19 protein-coding genes are annotated in these 18541 nt (G+C 71.9%); 13 read left to right on the top strand and 6 right to left on the bottom strand.

Annotated features, from left to right (window positions below):
- Positions 1–49: 49 nt before the first annotated feature.
- The 3 genes from I4J89_RS22095 (at position 50) to I4J89_RS22085 (ending at position 4608) form a co-directional block, all read left to right on the top strand.
- The gene (locus I4J89_RS22095) at positions 50–1270 is read left to right on the top strand and encodes a hypothetical protein (RefSeq protein ID WP_196415926.1); all 1221 of its coding nucleotides are present in this window, start codon (positions 50–52) and stop codon (positions 1268–1270) included.
- 75 nt (positions 1271–1345) lie between these two features.
- A complete protein-coding gene (locus I4J89_RS22090; RefSeq protein WP_196415925.1) occupies positions 1346–3142 on the top strand; it encodes a dynamin family protein in 1797 nt (598 codons plus the stop codon).
- Positions 3139–4608 (top strand): dynamin family protein, encoded by a 1470-nt coding sequence (locus I4J89_RS22085; protein ID WP_196415924.1) that lies wholly within the window; start codon positions 3139–3141, stop codon positions 4606–4608. Before I4J89_RS22090 ends, I4J89_RS22085 begins: the two co-directional genes overlap by 4 nt.
- Positions 4609–4610: 2 nt before the next feature.
- On the opposite strand, the gene I4J89_RS22080 is transcribed toward I4J89_RS22085, so the two are convergent.
- Positions 4611–5159, bottom strand: a complete 549-nt coding sequence (locus I4J89_RS22080; protein ID WP_196415923.1) for a hypothetical protein — start codon at positions 5157–5159, stop codon at positions 4611–4613.
- Between the two features lie 93 nt (positions 5160–5252).
- Here I4J89_RS22080 and I4J89_RS22075 point away from each other — a divergent pair, with 93 nt between their 5' ends.
- A complete protein-coding gene (locus I4J89_RS22075) occupies positions 5253–7175 on the top strand; it encodes an Hsp70 family protein (protein ID WP_196415922.1) in 1923 nt (640 codons plus the stop codon).
- On the opposite strand, the gene I4J89_RS22070 is transcribed toward I4J89_RS22075, so the two are convergent.
- The gene (locus tag I4J89_RS22070) at positions 7136–8308 is read right to left on the bottom strand and encodes an FAD-dependent oxidoreductase (protein ID WP_196415921.1); all 1173 of its coding nucleotides are present in this window, start codon (positions 8306–8308) and stop codon (positions 7136–7138) included. The genes I4J89_RS22075 and I4J89_RS22070 overlap by 40 nt on opposite strands.
- Before the next feature lie 34 nt (positions 8309–8342).
- Between I4J89_RS22070 and sigJ (I4J89_RS22065) the strand changes: the two genes are divergently transcribed.
- The 3 genes from sigJ (I4J89_RS22065) to I4J89_RS22055 all read left to right on the top strand — a co-directional run bounded on the left by sigJ (I4J89_RS22065) (position 8343) and on the right by I4J89_RS22055 (position 11552).
- Positions 8343–9218: an RNA polymerase sigma factor SigJ gene (gene sigJ, locus I4J89_RS22065; RefSeq protein ID WP_230859381.1), complete on the top strand. Its 876-nt coding sequence runs from the start codon at positions 8343–8345 to the stop codon at positions 9216–9218.
- 14 nt (positions 9219–9232) lie between these two features.
- Complete coding sequence (locus I4J89_RS22060; RefSeq protein ID WP_196415919.1) at positions 9233–10039, top strand: SAM-dependent methyltransferase; 807 nt, start codon at positions 9233–9235, stop codon at positions 10037–10039.
- A gap of 127 nt (positions 10040–10166) precedes the next feature.
- A complete protein-coding gene (locus I4J89_RS22055; protein ID WP_196415918.1) occupies positions 10167–11552 on the top strand; it encodes an FAD/NAD(P)-binding protein in 1386 nt (461 codons plus the stop codon).
- Here the strand turns inward: I4J89_RS22055 and I4J89_RS22050 are convergent.
- The 3 genes from I4J89_RS22050 to I4J89_RS22040 form a co-directional block, all read right to left on the bottom strand.
- Entirely contained in the window at positions 11536–11928 is a 393-nt protein-coding gene (locus I4J89_RS22050) for a VOC family protein (protein WP_196415917.1), read from the bottom strand. The two genes, I4J89_RS22055 and I4J89_RS22050, sit on opposite strands and share 17 nt — an antisense overlap.
- Positions 11928–12251, bottom strand: coding sequence for an ArsR/SmtB family transcription factor (locus I4J89_RS22045; protein ID WP_196415916.1), 324 nt, complete (start codon positions 12249–12251; stop codon positions 11928–11930). Before I4J89_RS22045 ends, I4J89_RS22050 begins: the two co-directional genes overlap by 1 nt.
- Before the next feature lie 87 nt (positions 12252–12338).
- Positions 12339–13037: a PRC and DUF2382 domain-containing protein gene (locus I4J89_RS22040; RefSeq protein WP_196415915.1), complete on the bottom strand. Its 699-nt coding sequence runs from the start codon at positions 13035–13037 to the stop codon at positions 12339–12341.
- A 171-nt stretch (positions 13038–13208) separates the two neighbouring features.
- On the opposite strand from I4J89_RS22040, the gene I4J89_RS22035 reads away from it, so the two are divergent.
- Complete coding sequence (locus I4J89_RS22035) at positions 13209–14024, top strand: PRC and DUF2382 domain-containing protein (protein WP_196415914.1); 816 nt, start codon at positions 13209–13211, stop codon at positions 14022–14024.
- 13 nt (positions 14025–14037) lie between these two features.
- On the opposite strand, the gene I4J89_RS22030 is transcribed toward I4J89_RS22035, so the two are convergent.
- Positions 14038–14379 carry a DUF6401 family natural product biosynthesis protein gene (locus tag I4J89_RS22030; RefSeq protein ID WP_196415913.1) on the bottom strand — a complete coding sequence of 114 codons (342 nt, stop codon included), beginning with the start codon at positions 14377–14379 and terminating at the stop codon, positions 14038–14040.
- A 174-nt stretch (positions 14380–14553) separates the two neighbouring features.
- Between I4J89_RS22030 and I4J89_RS22025 the strand changes: the two genes are divergently transcribed.
- From I4J89_RS22025 to sigJ (I4J89_RS22005), 5 genes are read left to right on the top strand one after another with little or no spacing between them, the layout of a single operon-like run.
- On the top strand, positions 14554–14964 hold the full coding sequence (locus tag I4J89_RS22025) for a TOBE domain-containing protein (RefSeq protein ID WP_196415912.1): 411 nt from the start codon (positions 14554–14556) through the stop codon (positions 14962–14964).
- The gene (gene modA / locus I4J89_RS22020; RefSeq protein WP_196415911.1) at positions 14961–15734 is read left to right on the top strand and encodes a molybdate ABC transporter substrate-binding protein; all 774 of its coding nucleotides are present in this window, start codon (positions 14961–14963) and stop codon (positions 15732–15734) included. Before I4J89_RS22025 ends, modA begins: the two co-directional genes overlap by 4 nt.
- Before the next feature lie 4 nt (positions 15735–15738).
- Positions 15739–16551 carry an ABC transporter permease gene (locus tag I4J89_RS22015; RefSeq protein WP_196415910.1) on the top strand — a complete coding sequence of 271 codons (813 nt, stop codon included), beginning with the start codon at positions 15739–15741 and terminating at the stop codon, positions 16549–16551.
- Positions 16548–17612, top strand: coding sequence for an ABC transporter ATP-binding protein (locus tag I4J89_RS22010; protein WP_196416087.1), 1065 nt, complete (start codon positions 16548–16550; stop codon positions 17610–17612). Before I4J89_RS22015 ends, I4J89_RS22010 begins: the two co-directional genes overlap by 4 nt.
- An 11-nt stretch (positions 17613–17623) precedes the next feature.
- Positions 17624–18535, top strand: a complete 912-nt coding sequence (sigJ, locus tag I4J89_RS22005) for an RNA polymerase sigma factor SigJ (protein WP_196415909.1) — start codon at positions 17624–17626, stop codon at positions 18533–18535.
- Positions 18536–18541 lie beyond the last annotated feature (6 nt).

Raw genomic sequence — 18541 nt, 5'->3', positions numbered from 1 at the left:
TGTCGTGTCCGGGTGAAGAAACCGGATGCGCACCCAGCGAGGAGAGGTCATGACCGTGAACGCCACCGAGGTCCTGAAGGAATTCGTCACCAACCTGCTGAGCGACCGTGAGTTCGCCGCCAAGTACGCCGAGGACCCCAACGGGACCCTGACCGCGGAGGGCGTGACCGACGTCGACCTGTCCGCGGTGGACGTCCCCGCGGTCGTCAACGAGGCCAGCTTCGAGCCGGAGGTTCCGGAGACGGCGCGGACCGCCCTGCAGAACTTCTCCAGCGGCGGCGGCAGCGGCGGCTCAGCCGGTGGCTCGGCCCCGCCGCCCCCGGCCGCGGCGAGCGGCACGCAGTCGGTCGAGCACGTCGTGCAGCACCTGAACTACGTCACCTACGCCACCTACGAGGGCGACGACTTCATCACCCAGAACCTGGACCTGAGCGTCAGCAACACCAGCATCACCGACAACAGCCTCGACGTGGACGTGGACGGCAACGTCTTCGGCGACTTCGACGTCGACAACACCAACGTCAGTGCCTCCGGCGACGGGTCGGTCGCCAACGCCGGCGACGGCGACGTGAACGCCGCGACCGGCGACGGCGCGGTAGCGGTCCAGGACGCCGAGGACGTCAACGCGATCACCGGCGACGGCAACCAGCTCATCGACGGCGACGTCACCTCGCTCAGCGGTGACGGTGCGCAGCTCATCGAGGGCGACAACTTCGGCGCGGCGAACACCGGCGACGAGGCGCTCGTCTTCGACGGCGACAACTTCGGTCAGGCGAACACCGGCGACGGCGCGGTGCAGGCCGGCGGCGACATCGAAGCCGGGGTCAACACCGGCGTCAACACCGGCATCGTGGCCGACGACGTGGACAACGCGGTCGTCGGCGACGGGAACCAGACCGCGCAGGTCGACGGCGACGCCGACGAGTCGGTGTTCAACTTCGGCGACGGCAACGTGGCGAACCTGCCGGACGCCGAGATCGAGGACAGCGCGGTGACGTTCGGGGAGGGCGACGCCGCGAACGCCTCGAACAACGTGGCCGACGACGGCTCGGCGATCTCCGCCGGCAGCGGCAGCGCGAGCGGCAACAACGAGGACAACGACACCACCGTCACGACCGTCAACGACAACGACACCAACATCAACGACAACGACACCAACATCTCCGACAACGACACGAACATCACCGACATCGACACCACCAACACGACCGTCTCCTCCGACGACGACACCATCGAGAGTGGTGACGACACCACCGTCGTCGGCGCCTGACCCGATATATCGACAGCGGGCCGGACGGGCCACGGCCCGGCCGCCCGCTGACGTGCGGAACCGAAGGGAGGAACCGTGACCGAGGTCGCCAAGGCGGTCGCCGTACTGGATCTGGGCCTTCGTGCCTGCACGGCCTACGATCGGCCGGATGCGGCCGCCCGGCTCACCGCCGCCCGCGAAGCCCTGGCCGACCCGGTGATGCACGTCGTCGTCGCGGGCGAGTTCAAGCAGGGCAAGAGCTCGCTGGTGAACGCGCTGGTCGGAGCGGCCGTCTGCACGGTCGACGACGACGTGGCAACGGCCGTGCCGACCTACGTGCGGCACGGCGAGAAACCCGAGGCACACCTGCTGTTCGCCGCGCCGGACCCGGAGCCGCCCCGGCGGGAGACGATCCCGATCTCGGACGTACGCCGCTATGTCGTCGAAGGCGGCGAGAACGGCGGCAACGGCAGCCGGGTCACCGGCGTCGAGGTACGCATCCCGCGCAAGATCCTCGCCGGCGGCCTGGTCCTGGTCGACACCCCCGGCGTGGGCGGGCTGGCCTCACCGCACGCCGCCGCCAGCCTGGCCGCCGTGTCGATGGCCGACGCGGTGATCTTCGTGACCGGCGCCGCGCAGGAGCTCACCCGCAGCGAGGTCGACTTCCTGCAGCGGGCCCGCGCCCTGTGCCCGGTGGTGGCGTGCGTCATCACCAAGACCGACTTCTACCCGGCGTGGCGGCGTATCCGGGACCTGAACGAGCAGCACCTCGCCGCACACTGCCCGGTGCCGCTGATGCCGGTCTCCTCGGCCCTGCGCTCCCGCGCGGTGAAGGCGAACGACACCGCCCTGAACGCCGAGTCCGGCTTTACCAACCTGGTCAAATTCATCACCGACCAGATCGGTGGCAATGCCGCCGACCGGCTCGCCGCCGACGCCGCCGCCGAGGTGATCGCCCTGTGCGACCAGCTCGACAGCCACTTCCAGGCCGAGCGCACGGCGCTGTCCGATCCGGAGGCGGCCCGGCGGGTGGTACGCGAATTGACCGCTGTGAAGAGCCGAGTCGAGACGCTGAAGAGCTCGGCGGCCAAGTGGAACCAGACGCTCAACGACGGCGTCGCCGACCTCACCGCGGACATCGACCACGATCTGCGGGCGCGGGTGCGTACCGTGATCGCCGAGTCGGACGCCGCGATCGAGGAGGCCGATCCGGCCGACACGTGGCCGGAGATGGAGCCGTGGCTGCAGTCGCGGATGGCCGACGAACTGCTGGCCAACTACAACATGCTCCGCGTACGCGCGGACGCCCTCAGCGAACGCGTCGGCAACCACTTCCACGAGGCGTCGACCGCGCTGATGAGCCGGCCCTCCGTGCACAACCCCACCCCGATGTCCGTGGTCGCCGACTTTCAGCACAAGATCGACCTGCAGCGGATGCGGGTGGGCAAACAGGCGATGGTCGCGTTGAAGAACGCGTACGGCGGGGCGCTCATGTTCATCATCCTCGGCAGCCTGGTCGGCGTCTCCCTGGGCCCGATCGGCATCGGCATCGGCCTGGTGATGGGGCACCGCGGCCTGCGCGAGGAGAAGAAACGCCAGGTCCAGCGGCGCCGCACCGAAGCGCGCAACGCGATCCGCCGCTACTGCGACGAGGTCGTCTTCGTCGCCGGCAAAGACTCGCGGGACACCCTGCGCCGGGTGCAACGACAGCTGCGGGACCACTACAGCAGACTGGCCGAAGAGCTCAACCGGTCCAACGCCCAGGCCCTGGCCGGCGCGTCCGAGGCGGCGAAACGCACCCAGGCCGAGCGGGAGCAGCGGCTCAAGGACGTCGACGCCGAACTGGAACGGGTCCGAAAACTGCGGCAGCGGGCACTGGCGGTGATCGGATGAGCCTGATCGACCGTACCCGGGTCCTGCTCGACCACGCCCTGCCGGTGTACCGGGGCACCGAGCACGCCGCCCGCCTCGCCGCCGTACGCGAGCGCCTCGACGCCCCGCTGCGCGTGGCCGTCGCCGGCCGGGTCAAGGCCGGCAAGTCCACGCTGCTCAACGCGCTCGTCGGGGAGCGGCTGGCGCCCACCGACGCGGGTGAGTGCACCCGCATCGTCACCTGGTACCAGGACGGGCACACGTACCAGGTGCAGGCCACCCCGAACCGGGGTGAGCCGCGCGCGCTGCGGTTCAGCCGTGAGGACGGCGCGATCGACGTCGACCTCGGCGGGCTGAACGCGAAGGACGTCGCCCGGCTCGTGGTGACCTGGCCGGCGAAGGCGCTGCGCACGGTCACGCTGATCGACACGCCGGGCATCGGCTCGCTGTCCGAGCAGAACGCACAGCACACCTGGGACCTGCTGGTACCGGAGGACGAGGAGACGCCCGCCGACGCGGTCGTCTACCTGCTGCGGCATCTGCACGCCGGCGACATCGAGTTCCTGCGGGCGTTCCACGACACCGAGGTGTCGCGGCCCAGCCCGGTCAACGCGATCGGCGTGCTGTCCCGCGCCGACGAGATCGGGGTGGGACGGCTCGACTCGATGGCCTCGGCCCGGCGGATCGCTACCCGGCTGGGCACCGACGCCAACGTGCGGCGGCTGGTGCAGTCGGTCGTACCGGTGGCCGGGCTGCTCGCCGAGACCGCGGTGACGCTCACCGAGGTCGAGGTCGCCCAGCTGCGCCGGGTCGCCGACCTGCCGGTCCGGCAGGCCGAGGAACTGCTGCTGTCGGCCGACCGGTTCGTGAACGCGATGCCCGAGCTCGGCCTGACCAACCTGGAGCGTGAGGCCTTGCTGGCCCGTTTCGGCCTTTTCGGGGTACGCCTGACGAGCACCCTGCTGCGTCGTGAGGTGGCCACCACCGCCACCGACCTGTCCCGGGAACTGGCCGAACGCAGCGGGCTCACCCAGTTGCGGGAGATCATCGGTTCCCTGTTCGTGGAGCGCAGTGACGTGCTCAAGAGCCGGTCCGCGCTGCTCGCCCTGGCCGAGACCACCCGCGTCTGCGCCCAGCCGGGCGGCGAGGCGGTGGCCGCCGCGGTCGAGGAGATCCTGGCGTCGGCGCACCCGTTCAACGAACTGCGGGTGCTGTCCAGCCTGCGAGCCGGCTGGATCACCGGCAAGCCGGACGTGGTGACCGAACTGGAACGTCTGATCGGTGGCTCGGGCGGTTCCGCCCACGAGCGGCTCCAGCTGGCGCCGGACACCGGCGCCGGTGAGCTGACGGCAGCGGCCGGGCAGGCGCTGGCACGCTGGCAGCGCCGCGCGGAGAACCCGATGACCACGTACGAGATGGCCGTGGCCGCCCGGGTGGCGGTCCGGTCCTGCGAGGGCATGCTGGCCGGGCTGGGGCAACCGCGATGAGCTCAGCCCAGCGGCTCGGCGTCCGCCTCGTCGTCCCCGTCCGCGTCCTCGGTCCAGCCGGTGACGTCGCTGTCCAGGGCGATCGGGTCGGCCCCCAGCTCCAGGAACTCGTCGTCGACGGTCTCGATGTCGTCCGGTTCGCCGGTCGTGGCGTCGTCCATTGCCTCGGTCGCGGGCCCGGTCTCGGTGCCGGTACCGAAGTCCAGGCCGGTACCGAGGTCGGCGTGCTCGCGGTCGCCGGTCACCGGCGTGAGGTCGTCGAGGTCGCCGGGCTCGGTGACGGCCGGGGCGGTAGCCAGCAGATCCAGCCATCCGGGCGGGTCGGCCGGCGGTTCCGAGCCGATGACGCTGTGTGCCGTCACGTACGGCGCCAGGTGTTCGGCCACCTCGGCGGGGGCGGTGTCGGCGTAGCTGATCACCGCTTCGGCGACGAGGTCGTCCGGCAGCGCGGGGTGGCCCTGGTCGCGCAGCAGCTCGCCCGGGTCGGCGGCGGCGTGTCCGGCGCCGGTCAGGTCGGCGAACACGTCGCGGAGGGGGCGAGCGGATTCCATGTATCCACCTTATGAGCGACGTGCCCCGGATCGTCTCGGGGAAACCCCCCGCCATACCCCCCTTGAACGACGACTACCTACGGAGCGATCTCGATGTACGCACTCGGCATAGACCTCGGCACCACCTTCACCGCCGCGGCGACGTGGCGCGACGGCCACGCCGAGATCGTCCCGCTCGGCAGCCGTGGCGCCGCCATCCCGTCGGTCGTGCTGCTGCGCGACGACGAGACCTTCCTGACCGGCGAGGCCGCGAACCGGCGCGGGCTGACCGAGCCGCACCGGGTGGCCCGTGAGTTCAAGCGCCGGCTGGGGGACACCACACCGATCCTGCTCGGTGGCGTACCGCAGTCGGCCGAGGCCCTCGCCGCCCGCCTGCTGCGTGCGGTGGCCGACGAGGTGATCGGCCGCGAGGGCGGCCCGCCGTCGGCGACGTGCGTGTCCTACCCGGCGAACTGGGGTCCGTACAAGACCGACCTGATGCGCCAGGCGGTGCGGATGGCCGATCTTCCCGGGCCGGTGAGCTACACGACCGAGCCGGAGGCGGCCGCGGTCAGCTACGCGCAGCAGCAGCGTCTCGAGCCGGGCGCCATCGTGGCCGTGTACGACCTGGGCGGCGGCACGTTCGACGCCGCGGTGCTGCGCAAGACCGGCATCGGGTTCGACATCCTCGGCCGTCCGGAGGGCATCGAACGCCTCGGCGGCATCGACTTCGACGCCGCCGTCTTCAACCACGTGCGGACCGCGCTCGCCGGCAAGCTCGCCGATCTGGACGAGGACGACCCCGCCGCGATCGCCGCGGTCGCCCGGCTGCGTGAGGAATGCGTGCAGGCCAAGGAGGCGCTCTCGGCGGACACCGACACCACGATCCAGGTGCTGCTGCCCAACGTCGTCACCGAGGTACGGCTCACCCGGTCCGAGTTGGAGGCGATGGTCCGGCCCGCGCTCTACGGCTCGGTGGAGGCGTTGAAGCGGGCGATCCGTTCCGCCGACTGCACGCCGGACGCCCTGCACGCGATCCTGCTGGTCGGTGGCTCGTCGCGGATGCCGATCGTCGCGCAGATGGTGACCGCCGAGTTCGGCCGGCCGGTGGCGGTGGACGCGCATCCGAAGCACGCGGTGGCACTCGGTGCGGCCTGGCTGGCCAGCGGCGAGCCGGGCCTGCTGGCGCCGGCCGGCCCGGTGTCCGGTCGCGCCACGGCACCGCCGCCGCCCCCGCCGGTTCAGTCGCCGCCTCCGCAGCAGCTGGTGCCGCGCTCGCCCGCGGCGCCGCGCTCGCCCGTGGCGGCGCCGCGCCCACCGGCGGACGCCATGACCGAGCCGGTCGGTCCCTTGCCGAGGTCCGTCGCGGCAGGAGTGGCGGCCGTGCCGACCAGCCCGGCGGCGCCGCCGCCTGCTCCTCCGGCGCGGCCGGCGCCGACCGGACGCCCGGCCGGCAATCCCGGCCGGAAGCGGCGGGTGCTGGCCGGCGCCGGGGCCGCGCTGGCGGTGATGCTCGCCGCCGCCGGCGTCGCCTACGCCCAGTACGGCCGCGACGACGACAGCGGCAAGCAGCTCACCGGAGCCGGAGCCGGCGCCAGCACCCCGCCCAGCGTCGCCGCGAGTGCCGGACCACCGGCGGACGAGCAGTGCACCGACGAGATCAAGAGCAACAAGCGCTGGGTCTGTCTCACCTCGGCGGTCATCGCCGACGGCAAGCTCACCATCGACTACGAGGTCGACTACGCCGGCTCGAAACCGAACGTCAGCGGCGGTTACCACCTGCACATCTACGGCGGCGACGGCGAGTACCCGCCGGATCACTCGATGGGCTCGCACACCCCCAAGAGCCAGCAGGGCGACTGGTACGTCGAGGACAACGAACCGTCGGTGCTGAGAACCAACGACGGCCGCTTCACCCGCGCGATCGGCGACAACCCGAAGGTGTGCGCCCGGATCGCGCTCGCCGGGCACGGGCTGGTGGCCGACACCAACTCCACCTACAAGACCGGCAACTGCCTGCCCATCGTCCGGAAGTGACCCGGAGCGACGGCGCCCCGAGCGGCCGCGACGGCGCTGTGGAAGGAGACCTCGCTGAGCAGGCCCGGCGCGGCGACCATGTCGCCGGCGAGGAACACCCCGTCGCCGCGATCGACGGCCGGCCGGTCGCGCCAGGTCTGTCCCGGCAGATCGAGCGCACCGGTACGGCGGTTCGCGACGCCGTGCCGGTGCCACGTGGTCCGTTCCCGCCGGCCCGGCAGAGCCTGATCGGCCAGCACCGCCAGCCGGGCCAGCCCGTCCGCGTGGCTCTCCGCCGCGCGCAGCGGCAGCTGGGCCTGGACCAGCGACTCGCCGGGCGGCGCCAGGCTCGGGTCGGGCAGCGAATAGCGCTCCAGCCAGCCGGCCTGGTCGAGGTCGGACACGACGAACGGGTCACGGCGGTCGGTGCGCACGGCGAGATCCAGCAGCACCGTACGACCGCTCGCCACCTCCGGCAGCGTCGTGCCGAGCAGACGGGCGGCCGCGTCAAGCGAGGTGGCGACGATGACCGGTGGCTCGGGCAGGGCGGTCACCCGGGCCCCGGTCTCGATGGTGACGCCGAGAGTCCGGGCGCGGGCGGCGAGCCGGTCGACGAGCCCGTTCCACCCGCCGTGGACGTACCGGGCGGGTGGGTTCGGTGCGAAGACCCGCAGCAGCCGCTCCCAGACGAACGCGGCCGACAGGCGCCCCGGGTCGGCGTCGAACGTCGCGACACCCATCAGGTTCGACGCGGCGGATGCCGCCGGATCACCGTGCCGGCCGCTGATCCACGTCCGGAAGTCGATGTCGACCGGAGCGCGGCGGCGGCGACGCGCCAGCACCGGTAGCAGCGCGGCGGGCGGGGTGTGGCGCAGCCGTCCGTCGTGCCGGAAGCGGAAGCCGGCCAGCCCGCGCAGCGGCACCCCGGAGAACGGGCTGATCAGCTCGCGTTCAGCGAGCCAGCGCCACCACGGGCCGTCGGCGTAGAGCACGTGCGGGCCGTCGTGGGCGACGTACGGCGGTGCGCTGGCGCGGGCCCGGCCGCCGAGCCTACGGTGCGCTTCCAGCAGCCGGACCCGGGCTCCGGCCTCGGCACAGGTGATCGCGGCGACCAGGCCGGCGAAGCCCCCGCCGACCACGGTGATGGTCTTCATGTCCGGGAGACGGAGTAGGCCACAATCGTGTGACATGGACGCTTGGGAGCAGCACCGCCGCTACCTGTTCGCGGTCGCGTACCGCCTGCTGGGCAGCGTCGCGGACGCCGAGGACGCCGTGCAGGAGGCGTATCTGCGGCTATGGGCCGGCGCTCCCGCCGACCTGGCGAGCCCGCGAGCCTGGCTGACCACCGTGACGTCCCGGATCTGCCTCGACATGCTCGGCTCGGCCCGCGCCCGCCGGGAGACCTATCCGGGCACCTGGCTGCCCGATCCGCTGATCGGCCACGACGACGCGGATCTGGGCGAGACCACCGTGATGCGGGAATCGGTACGCACCGCCGTGCTCCTGGTACTGGAGAGTCTCAGCCCGGCGGAACGGGTCGCCTTCGTGCTGCACGACGTCTTCGGCATGGACTTCGACCGGCTCGCCACCGTGGTCGGGCGCACCCCGGCGGCCTGCCGGCAGCTGGCGTCGCGGGCGCGCCGGCGGGTGCGGGCCGAGGCGCCGCCCCGGGCACCGGTCTCCACCGGCGAGCATCAGCGGGTCACCGCGGCATTTCTGCGGGCGGCAGCGGATGGTGACCTCACCGAACTGGTCGGCCTGCTCGATCCCCAGGTCGTGTTGCGCTCGGACGGCGGCGGCGAGGTGCTCGCCGCGCGTGTGCCGGTGTACGGCCCGCAACGGGTCGCGACGCTGCTGGCCGGGGTCCGTCGCCGCTACGCCGGGGTGTTGGCGCGCCCGGTCCGCCTGGCCGGCGGTGACGGCTTCGTGCTGGAGCTGCACGCGGCGGTGATCGGTGTGCTGGGTCTGGAGCTCGTCGACGGCCGGATCACCGAGCTGAACCTGCTGGTCAACCCGGCCAAGCTGACCCGAATCGCGCGGTACTGGCATGATGTACGCCACTGAGTGCACTGTGGACCTTGGGGGAATCCGTGGAGGAATCGGCGCATCAGCACCTGAACACCAGCACGCCGCATTCCGCGCGGCTGTGGAATTACTGGCTCGGCGGCAAGGACAACTTCCAGTCGGACCGGGAGGCCGGTGACGCGATCGCCCAGATGCTGCCGTCGATCGTCAGCCTGGCGAAGGAGGACCGCCGGTTCCTGCGCCGGGCGGTGGAGTTCATGGTCCGTGACGGGGGGATCCGGCAAATCCTCGACATCGGCACCGGCCTGCCGACGGCCGACAACACGCATCAGGTCGCCCAGTCGGCCGCCCCGGAGACCAAGGTCGTCTACGTCGACAACGATCCGCTGGTCCTCGTGCACGCCCGGGCGCTGCTGTCCGGCACGCCGGAGGGCGCGACCTCGTACGTCGAGGCCGACCTCAACGACCCCGGCTCGATCCTCCAGGCGGCCCGGGAGACTCTGGACCTCTCCCAGCCGGTGGCGTTGACGCTGCTCGGCATCGTGCACTTCGTGCGGGACGACGACGTCGCCCGTGCGGTGATCCGCGAGCTGGTCGACGCGGTGCCGCCGGGCAGCTACCTGGCGATCGCGCACGGGTGCTACGACATCAACACCGCCGAGGCGAACCGGATCGTGGACTTCTGGAACGAGCGCGGCACCCCCAAGATCAAATACCGGAGCGCCGCGCAGATCGCCGCCTTCTTCGACGGCATGCGCCTGCTGGAGCCGGGCGTCGTCCCGTGCAACCGGTGGCGTCCCGACGCGAAGGCCGGCGACGTCGACGTCAACCAGTACTGCGGCGTGGCGATCAAGGACTGACGCGGCGCGCTCGCAATAGCCTATAAAACCCGTGGGTTATGTGGTTTGCTGTTGGCGGCCACAACCTGCGGGAGGGAACCGTGCCGAGCCTCTGTACCAAGCCGTCGCCTGCCCGGGCGGCAAAGCGATGACCAGCACCGCCGTCCGGCGCCCGGCCGCCGCAGGTCGGTCCCGGGCCCGGTCCGGCGTGATCGCGATCGTCGGCGGGGGGTGCGCCGGCGCCCTCGTCGCCCGCGCGGTGCTCCGCGATCCCAACTGGCGGACCGTACTGATCTCGCCCGAGCCCGAGGCTGGCCGGGGTGTCGCGTACGGGGCGGCCGAACCCTGGCACGTGCTGAACTCCCGGGCGGCGGCGATGAGCGTGGAGTCCGGCGACCCTCTGCACCTGGTGCGCTGGTGCCGCGCTCACGGCACCCCGATCGCACCGACCGACTTCCTGCCCCGGGCCCGCTACGGCGACTACCTCGCCGATCAGTTCGCCGAGGCCGCGGCGGCCGCGGGGGACCGGCTACGGCACCGCGCCGCGTCGGCCACCGAGGTGCGCCCGGACGGCGCCGGCTACCTGGTGTGCGACGACTCCGGCGCGGAGACCCGAGCCGACCACGTGGTCCTCGCCGTCGGCAGCCTGCCACCGCACCGGCCGGCCGGGGTCAGTGACACCGCCTACCGCAGTGCCGAGTTCGTCGCCGATCCGTGGTCCCGCGGCGCACTCGACGCGGTGCCCACCGACGAACCGGTGCTGCTGCTCGGCACCGGCCTGACCGCGGTCGACGTGGCGCTGACCCTGACCGTGGGCGGCCGCCGGGCGCCGGTCGAGGCGCTGTCGCGGCGCGGCCTGCTCCCGCTTGCCCACCCCGGGCTTCCCGCGCCGGCTGTCCCGCTCGGTCTGCCCTCCGGGCGAGACCTGCGGCCGCTGTTGCGCCGGCTACGCGAGGCGGCCGCGGCCGGCATCGACTGGACCGCGATCGTGGACGACGTACGCGTACACGCCGACCGCCTCTGGGCCGGCCTCGACACCGCTGCCCAGGAACGCTTCCTGCGCCACGCCGCCCGGTTCTGGGAGGTGCACCGCCACCGGATGGCGCCCCCGGTGGCGGCCCGGGTCGCGGACCTGCGGCGACAGGGCGTGCTGCGGGTGCGCGCCGGGCGACTGCGGTCGATCGTCCCGCACTCGCGCGGCGGCCTCACCGTGCACGTCGACGGCGAGGAGCCACGCCGTTACGGCGCGGTGATCACCTGTACCGGGCCGGGATCGTTCCCCGGCGCGGCCCCGCCGCCGCTCGCCGGGATGCTGGCCGACGGCCGGCTCCGTCCCGGCCCGCACGCCCTGGGCGCCGACGCCGACGCCGACGGCCGGCTGCTCGACGCCCGCGGCCGGGTCCAGCCGGGTCTGTGGCTGGTCGGGCCGTTGCGACGCGGACGGCTCTGGGAGGCGACCGCCGTGCCGGAGATCCGCGCCCAGGTGGACCGGCTGGTCGCCGCCTTGCCGGCGCCGGTCAGTTCATCTGGATGATCTGGATCAGATTGCCGCACGTGTCGTCGAAGACGGCGACGGAGACCGTGCCCATGTCGGCGGGCTCCTGGGTGAATCGCACGCCCAGGCCGCGCAGGCGCTCGAACTCGGCCCGGACGTCGTCGACCTCGAACTGGGTGAACGGGATCCCGTCGTTGACCAGCGCGTCCTTCCACGGTTTGGCGGCGGGGTGCCCGTCCGGCTCGAGCAGCAGCTCACAACCCGTCGGATTCTCCGGTGAGACGACGGTGAGCCAGCGGCCCCCGGTCTCGCCGATCGGGACGTCGTGCTTCTTCACGAAGCCGAGCACCTCGGTGTAGAACCGCAGCGCCTCGGACTGATCGTGGACGAGAACGCTGGTGATGTTGATGCGCATCAGGTCTCCTTCGTTTCCCGGTTGCGCCACCGGTCGGTGAGGCGCTCCAGGGGGCGGGTGTCGATGTGGTGGAACTTGTAGCGGCCTTCCCGGCGGCTGGTCACCAGCCCGGCTCCGGTCAGCACCTCCAGGTGCTGGGAGATCGCCTGCCGGGACGAGCCGAGCCGGTGCTTCATGGCCAGTCGCGAGCAGATCTCGAACAGCGTCTGGCCGTCGCGCTCCGCGAGCTCGTCGAGAATCTTGCGCCGGGTCGGGTCGGCCAGGGCCTTGAAGACGTCAGCCTCCCCGGCGGTGTCGCGTTCGTGTTCGGCGGCGTCGTCCACACCACGATGATAGGCAAGCAACGACTTGCCTATCAAGCCCGGCGCCTCCCCGGTGCCGACGGAGAGGTGCGAAAGAGACCCGGCGGACTATTCTTCCGGGCCCTCGTAGTCGATTTTCTCCTTACGCACCGTGCCGGTGACCAATTCCTCGTCGCGAACGGTTTGTTTGCTAAGACTCACCCGTTCGACGGGAATCTTTTCGGTGGTAACGATCGGCCGCTCGGCGTGCAGTGTCACCGGCGTGTCGGGGCCGGTGGAGGCCTGGTCATCGTCCTCACTGTCAGTGACCGGAATCCGCTCCAGGCGTACCTCCTCGCGGGTCACCGGTACGGTCACCTGTCGTTCCTCGGTGACCAGGTACTTGCGCAGCCGGACCTTGGTGACCGCCTCGCGGCGGGTGCCGGCGACCAGTCGTTCCTCGGATCGCGTCATCGCGTCGTCGCCCGGCACCGATTCGGAGCTGGAGTCGAAGTCCGAGGTCAGGCCGTAGTGATCGGTGAGGCGTTCGGCGTCGTCCGGCTCGAGGGGGCCGTCGGTGTCCAGCAGGGGAGCCTGCCGGATGCGGGCCTGGTCGACCGCGACGGTGAGTCGTCCGGCGCTGAGGTGAGCGCCGTGCAGCGGCACGAACGACTCCTGGAAGGCCAGCGATCCAGTTCGGACGGTCACCCACAGCGGGTCACCGTCGTGCGGGTCCAGGTAGATCTGGCCGACCGTGCCGATCCGGTCGCCCGTGTTGTCGTACACCTCGGCGCCGCCAAGGTCGCCGAGGTCGTCCTTTGTGATCACGGTTTCGCCTCCGGGTTCAGGAAAGTATTCGTTACCCCGGCGCGGGCGGGTTTCACATCGCCGGCGCGAATTCACGGCGATGGCGGAAAGACAGAATGAATTCGAATTCTTGCGCATGATCGAAAACGCGGTGGGTAGCTGTGGCGTACCGAACCCGAGAGGAGACCCCCGATGATCACTCTGGAGCAGGTCCATACGTTGACCGGGCACGACGTCTACAGCACCGACGGTGACAAGATCGGCAGCGTCGGACAGGTGTGGAGCGACGGCACCGGCCAGCCAACCTGGGCCAGCGTCAACACCGGACTGTTCGGGATGAACGAGTCGTTCGTCCCGTTGCACGACGCCGACCTGCAGGGCGACCGGCTGCTGGTGCCCTACGACAAGGCCAAGGTCAAGGACGCCCCCAACGTCGACGTCTCGCACGACGAGCCGCTGACGCGGGGTGACGTCGAGCGGCTGTACGAGCACTACGGCATGAGCTGGTCGGACAGCTCCCGCGCCTACCAGGCCGGCGCCGCCGCCGGCGACGCGAACTACCGCGGCACGACCGACACGGACTACCGCGACACCGACACCGACACCGGCATCAGCGCCGGTTCGGAGGCGATGACCCGGTCGGAGGAGCGTCTCCAGGCCGGCACCGAGCGCGAAGAGGTCGGCCGGGCCCGCCTGCGCAAGTACGTGGTGAGCGAGAAGCAGCAGGTCAGCGTGCCGGTGGAGCGCGAGGAGGTGCGCCTCGAGCGGGAGCCGATCACCGACGCCAACCGGGACGCCGCCTTCTCCGGCCCCGACCTGACCGAATCCGAGCACGAGGTGACCCTGCATGCCGACCGGCCGGTGGTCGGCACCGAGACCGTGCCGGTGGAGCGGGTTCGGCTCGGCAAGGAGAGCGTCACCGAGGAGGAGACCGTCAGCGGTGAGGTGCGCAAGGAGCGCATCGAGGCCGATCTGCCGCACGAGCAGGGCCGCCGTACCGTCGACTGATCGGAAGCCCTCGCTACTGGCCGGAACCGATCGCGGTTTCGGCCAGTACGCATATCGCAAGCAGGTGCAGTGACGGCCACGACGCCCGCTGCCAGCCCGCCTCGACCTCTGTGGCCGACCAGCCCTTGGCCGTCACCGTGTCGGCTACGCCGTCCGCGTACGCCGCCAGCTTGTCCGGACGCACGTGGCCGAGCGTGTCCCGGATCTGCGCGATGTGCTGATCCACCGCGGCCGCCAGGCCGGGCCGGGTGCGCATCGCTTCCATCCCGGCGGCGCCGAGCCGGCGCGACCACTGGGCGAGAGCCAGCCTCGCCGCCGTCGTCACAGCCTGCGCGCGGCGCTGATCCATCTCCATGACGAGCGACCGTACGAACCGCGCGGCTGCCTGACAAGTCCGAAATCGCACAGCGAGTCCGGCTCAGCTGCGAGTCATTCCCGCAGTTGCCGTGCCGAGGTGCGGACTGAGCTGGAATGTGCATGACCTTCTGCCGCTGCCGGTTGGCATCTGCCGGACGGTAGGGTGCTCGATGTGACGACCTTCCGCCTGGGTGAGGCAGCCGAGCTGCTCGGGGTCAGCGCGGACACGGTTCGCCGCTGGGTCGACGCGGGCAAGCTGGCCGCCCTGCGAGACGAGCACGGTCACCGGCTGATCGACGGTGCCGAGCTGGCGGCGTTCGTGCGGGCGCAGGCCGCCGAGCCGGACGAGCGGTCGGAGTTCTCGTCGGCACGCAACCGGCTCCGGGGGATCGTCACCGCGGTGGTCAAGGACACCGTGATGGCGCAGGTCGACATCCAGGCCGGCCCGTTCCGGCTGGTGTCGCTGATGAGCCGCGAGGCCGTCGACGAGCTCGACCTCCAGGTCGGCTCGGTCGCCGTGGCAGTGGTCAAGTCCACCACGGTGGTGGTGGAGCGCGTGACGCACCGGGGGAGGACCAATTGAGGAGATCGCGCGTCGCGGTGGCCGGGCTGGCCGCACTGCTCGCCTTCGGCTTCGCCGGATGCGGCGACGACAACCCCGGATCGGGTACGGCGAGCAGCGGTAACGCCGTGACCGGCCCGGTGACGGTGTTCGCCGCCGCGTCCCTGACCGAGTCGTTCACCACGATCGGCGAGCGGTTCGAGCGGGCGCGTCCGGGGACGACCGTCACCTTCAGCTTCGCCGGCAGCTCCGCCCTCGCCACGCAGATCAACGAGGGCGCCCCGGCGGACGTGTTCGCCTCCGCCGCGCCGACGAACATGGCCGCCGTGACCAGCGCCGTCAGCCCCACCACCTTCGTGCGCAATCAGCTCGTCATCGCGGTCGCCAAGGGCAACCCGAAGGGCGTCACCGGGCTGGCCGGCCTCACCGGAGCCGATCTGAAGGTGGCACTGTGCGCGGCGGCGGTGCCGTGCGGCGCCGCGGCCAGGACCGCCATCGAGGCGGCCGGCGTCAAGATCACTCCGGTCACGCTGGAGCAGGACGTCAAGGCGGCCCTGTCGAAGGTCAAGCTGGGCGAGGTCGACGCGGCGCTGGTCTACCGGACCGACGCCCGGGCGGCCGCCGCCGAGATCGACGGGATCGAGTTCCCGGAGTCGGCGCAGGCCATGAACGACTACCCGATCGCGGTCCTCAAGGAAGCGCCGAACCCGGTGGCCGCCCAGGCGTTCGTCGACTACGTGCTCGCCGAGGGCATCACGGTGCTCACCGAGGCCGGTTTCCAGGCATCCTGAACAGATGACCTTGACCGAGAGGCGGACGGGCACCACCGCGCGCGTACCCGTACCCCTGCTTCTGCCTGCGGTTTTGGGTTTGATCTTTCTGCTCCTGCCGCTGGTGGGGCTGCTCGCGCGCACCCCGTGGTCGACCCTGCCGCAACGGCTCGCGGAGCCGGAGGTCGTCGCGGCGCTGCGGCTGTCGCTGCTCACCTCGACCCTCGCGACGCTGTTGTGCCTGGCTTTCGGCGTCCCGCTGGCGTGGCTGCTCGCGCGCGTGGAGTTTCCCGGCCGGCGGGTCGTGCGGGCGCTGATCACCGTTCCGCTGGTGCTGCCGCCGGTGGTCGGCGGCATCGCCCTGCTGCTCGCCCTGGGCCGGCGTGGCCTGGTCGGCTCGTGGCTGGACAGCACCTTCGGGATCACCCTGCCGTTCACCACCGCCGGCGTCGTGGTGGCGGAGGCGTTCGTGGCCCTGCCGTTCCTGGTCATCGCGGTCGAGGGAGCGCTGCGCGGCGCCGACACCCGGTACGAGGAAGCGGCGTCCACGCTCGGTGCCACCCGCTGGACGGCGTTCACCCATGTGACGTTGCCGCTGGTCGCACCGGGTATCGCCGCGGGGGCGGTGCTGTGCTGGGCACGGGCGCTCGGCGAGTTCGGCGCCACCATCACGTTCGCCGGCAACTTCCCGGGGATCACTCAGACGATGCCGCTGGCGGTCTATCAGACGATGGAGAGCGGTGACCTCGAGGGAGCGGTGGTGCTGAGCCTGATCCTGCTGGCGGTATCGGTCACCATCCTCGCCGCGTTGCGCGACCGGTGGCTGACCTCGTCATGACCGATGCCCTGCTCGACGCGCACCTGGTGGTGCGGCGCGGCACGTTCCAGCTCGACGTCGAGCTGCGCGTCGGCCGCGGCGAGACGGTCGCCCTGCTCGGGCCGAACGGTGCCGGCAAGACCACCGCCCTGCGCTCGCTCGCCGGTCTCACCCCGCTCTCCGACGGCCGGCTCAGCCTCGACGACCGGGTGCTGGACCACCCGCGGGGGCGGGTGTGGACCCCGCCGGAGGACCGCCCGATCGGTGTCGTGTTCCAGGACTACCTGCTGTTTCCGCACCTGAGTGCCCGCGACAACGTGGCCTTCGGGCCCCGCCGGCACGGGGTGGAGCGGCGGGCCGCGCACGCGATCGCCGATCGCTGGCTGGACCGGGTGGGTCTGGCGGAGTTCGGGCGCCGCAAGCCGCGCGGCCTGTCCGGCGGGCAGGCCCAGCGGGTCGCCCTGGCGCGGGCGCTCGCCGTCGACCCGGTGCTGCTCCTGCTGGACGAGCCGCTGGCGGCGCTGGACGCGCGTACCCGGCTGGAGACCCGGACCGAGCTGCACCGGCACCTGGCCGCGCATCCGGGTGCCACCCTGCTGGTCACCCACGATCCGCTGGACGCACTGGTGCTCGCCGACCGGCTGGTCATCGTCGAGCACGGGCGGGTGGTCCAGGAGGGCGACGCGGCGACGATCACCGCGCGGCCGCGGACCGACTACGTGGCCCAGCTGGTCGGTCTGAACCTCTACCGCGGTCACGCCGACGGGCACAGCGTCGATCTGGCCGGCGGGTTCACCCTCACCAGCACGGATTCGGTGCACGGGGACGCGTACGTCGCCTTTCCTCCGGCCGCCGTCGCCCTGCACCCGCACCAGCCGAACGGCAGCCCGCGCAACACCTGGCCGGCCGTACTCGCCGACATCCAGCGACACGGCGACAACCTGCGGGTACGCCTCGACGGGCCGATCACGGTGTCCGCCGACATCACACCGGCCGCCGCGACCCAGCTGGACCTGCGGCCCGGCCGGGAGATCTGGGTGGCGGTGAAGGCGACGGAGACGCGCGCCTATCCCGCGGATTAGACTCCCCGGCGATGTCGCTCACCGCGCACGAGGTCGATCTGTTCGAGCGCTCCCGGGGCCGCCTGGAGGCGATCGCCTACCGCCTGCTGGGTTCCGCCGGTGACGCCGAGGACGCGGTGCAGGACACCTTCCTGCGCTGGCAGGGTGCCGACCGGCAGCACATCGCCACACCCGAGGCCTGGCTGACGAAGGTGCTCACCAACCTGTGCCTCAACCAGCTGACCTCGGCTCGGGTCCGGCGGGAGACGTATGTGGGGCAGTGGCTGCCGGAGCCGGTGCTCGCCGGCGACCGGATGCTCGGCCCGGCGGAGACCGCCGAGCAGCGGGAGTCGGTCTCGATCGCGGTGCTCACCCTGCTGGAGCGGTTGCCGGCCGCCGAGCGAGCGGTCTACGTGCTCCGGGAGGCCTTCGGGTACCCGCACGGCGAGATCGCCCAGATCCTCGACATCACCGAGTCGAACTGCCAGCAGATCTACCGGCGCGCCCGGCAGCACCTCGCCACCGGCCGGACCCGCGCGGCGATCGACGCGGCCGCCGCCGGCCGGATCGCCGAGGAATTCCTCGCCGCGGCCCTCAGCGGTGACACCACGTCGCTCGTGCGGCTGCTCACCGACGACGCGGTGAGCGTCGCCGACGGTGGTGGCCAGGTCCCGGCTCGCAGCACCCCGATCGTCGGCGCGCTCGCCATCGCCCGTTTCGTGCGGGGCGCGTTGCGGCCGACCGCGACGAAGGAGGCCGTCACCGGCGGCAGCTGGGCCATGTCGGCGGCCGTCGTCAACGGCGGCCCCGCGCTGGTGGCGGCGGTCGGCGACCGGGTCGTCGGCGTCATCTGCCTGGAGGTCACCGGCGACCGGATCACCGCGCTGCGCATCCAGGCGAACCCCGCCAAGCTGGAACGTCTTGCCCGCCAGTGGGCCGGGTGACCCAGC

The organism is Actinoplanes aureus, assembly GCF_015704865.1.
GTDB classification, from domain to species: domain Bacteria; phylum Actinomycetota; class Actinomycetes; order Mycobacteriales; family Micromonosporaceae; genus Actinoplanes; species Actinoplanes aureus.
This window is presented reverse-complemented; position numbering and strand designations above follow the sequence as displayed.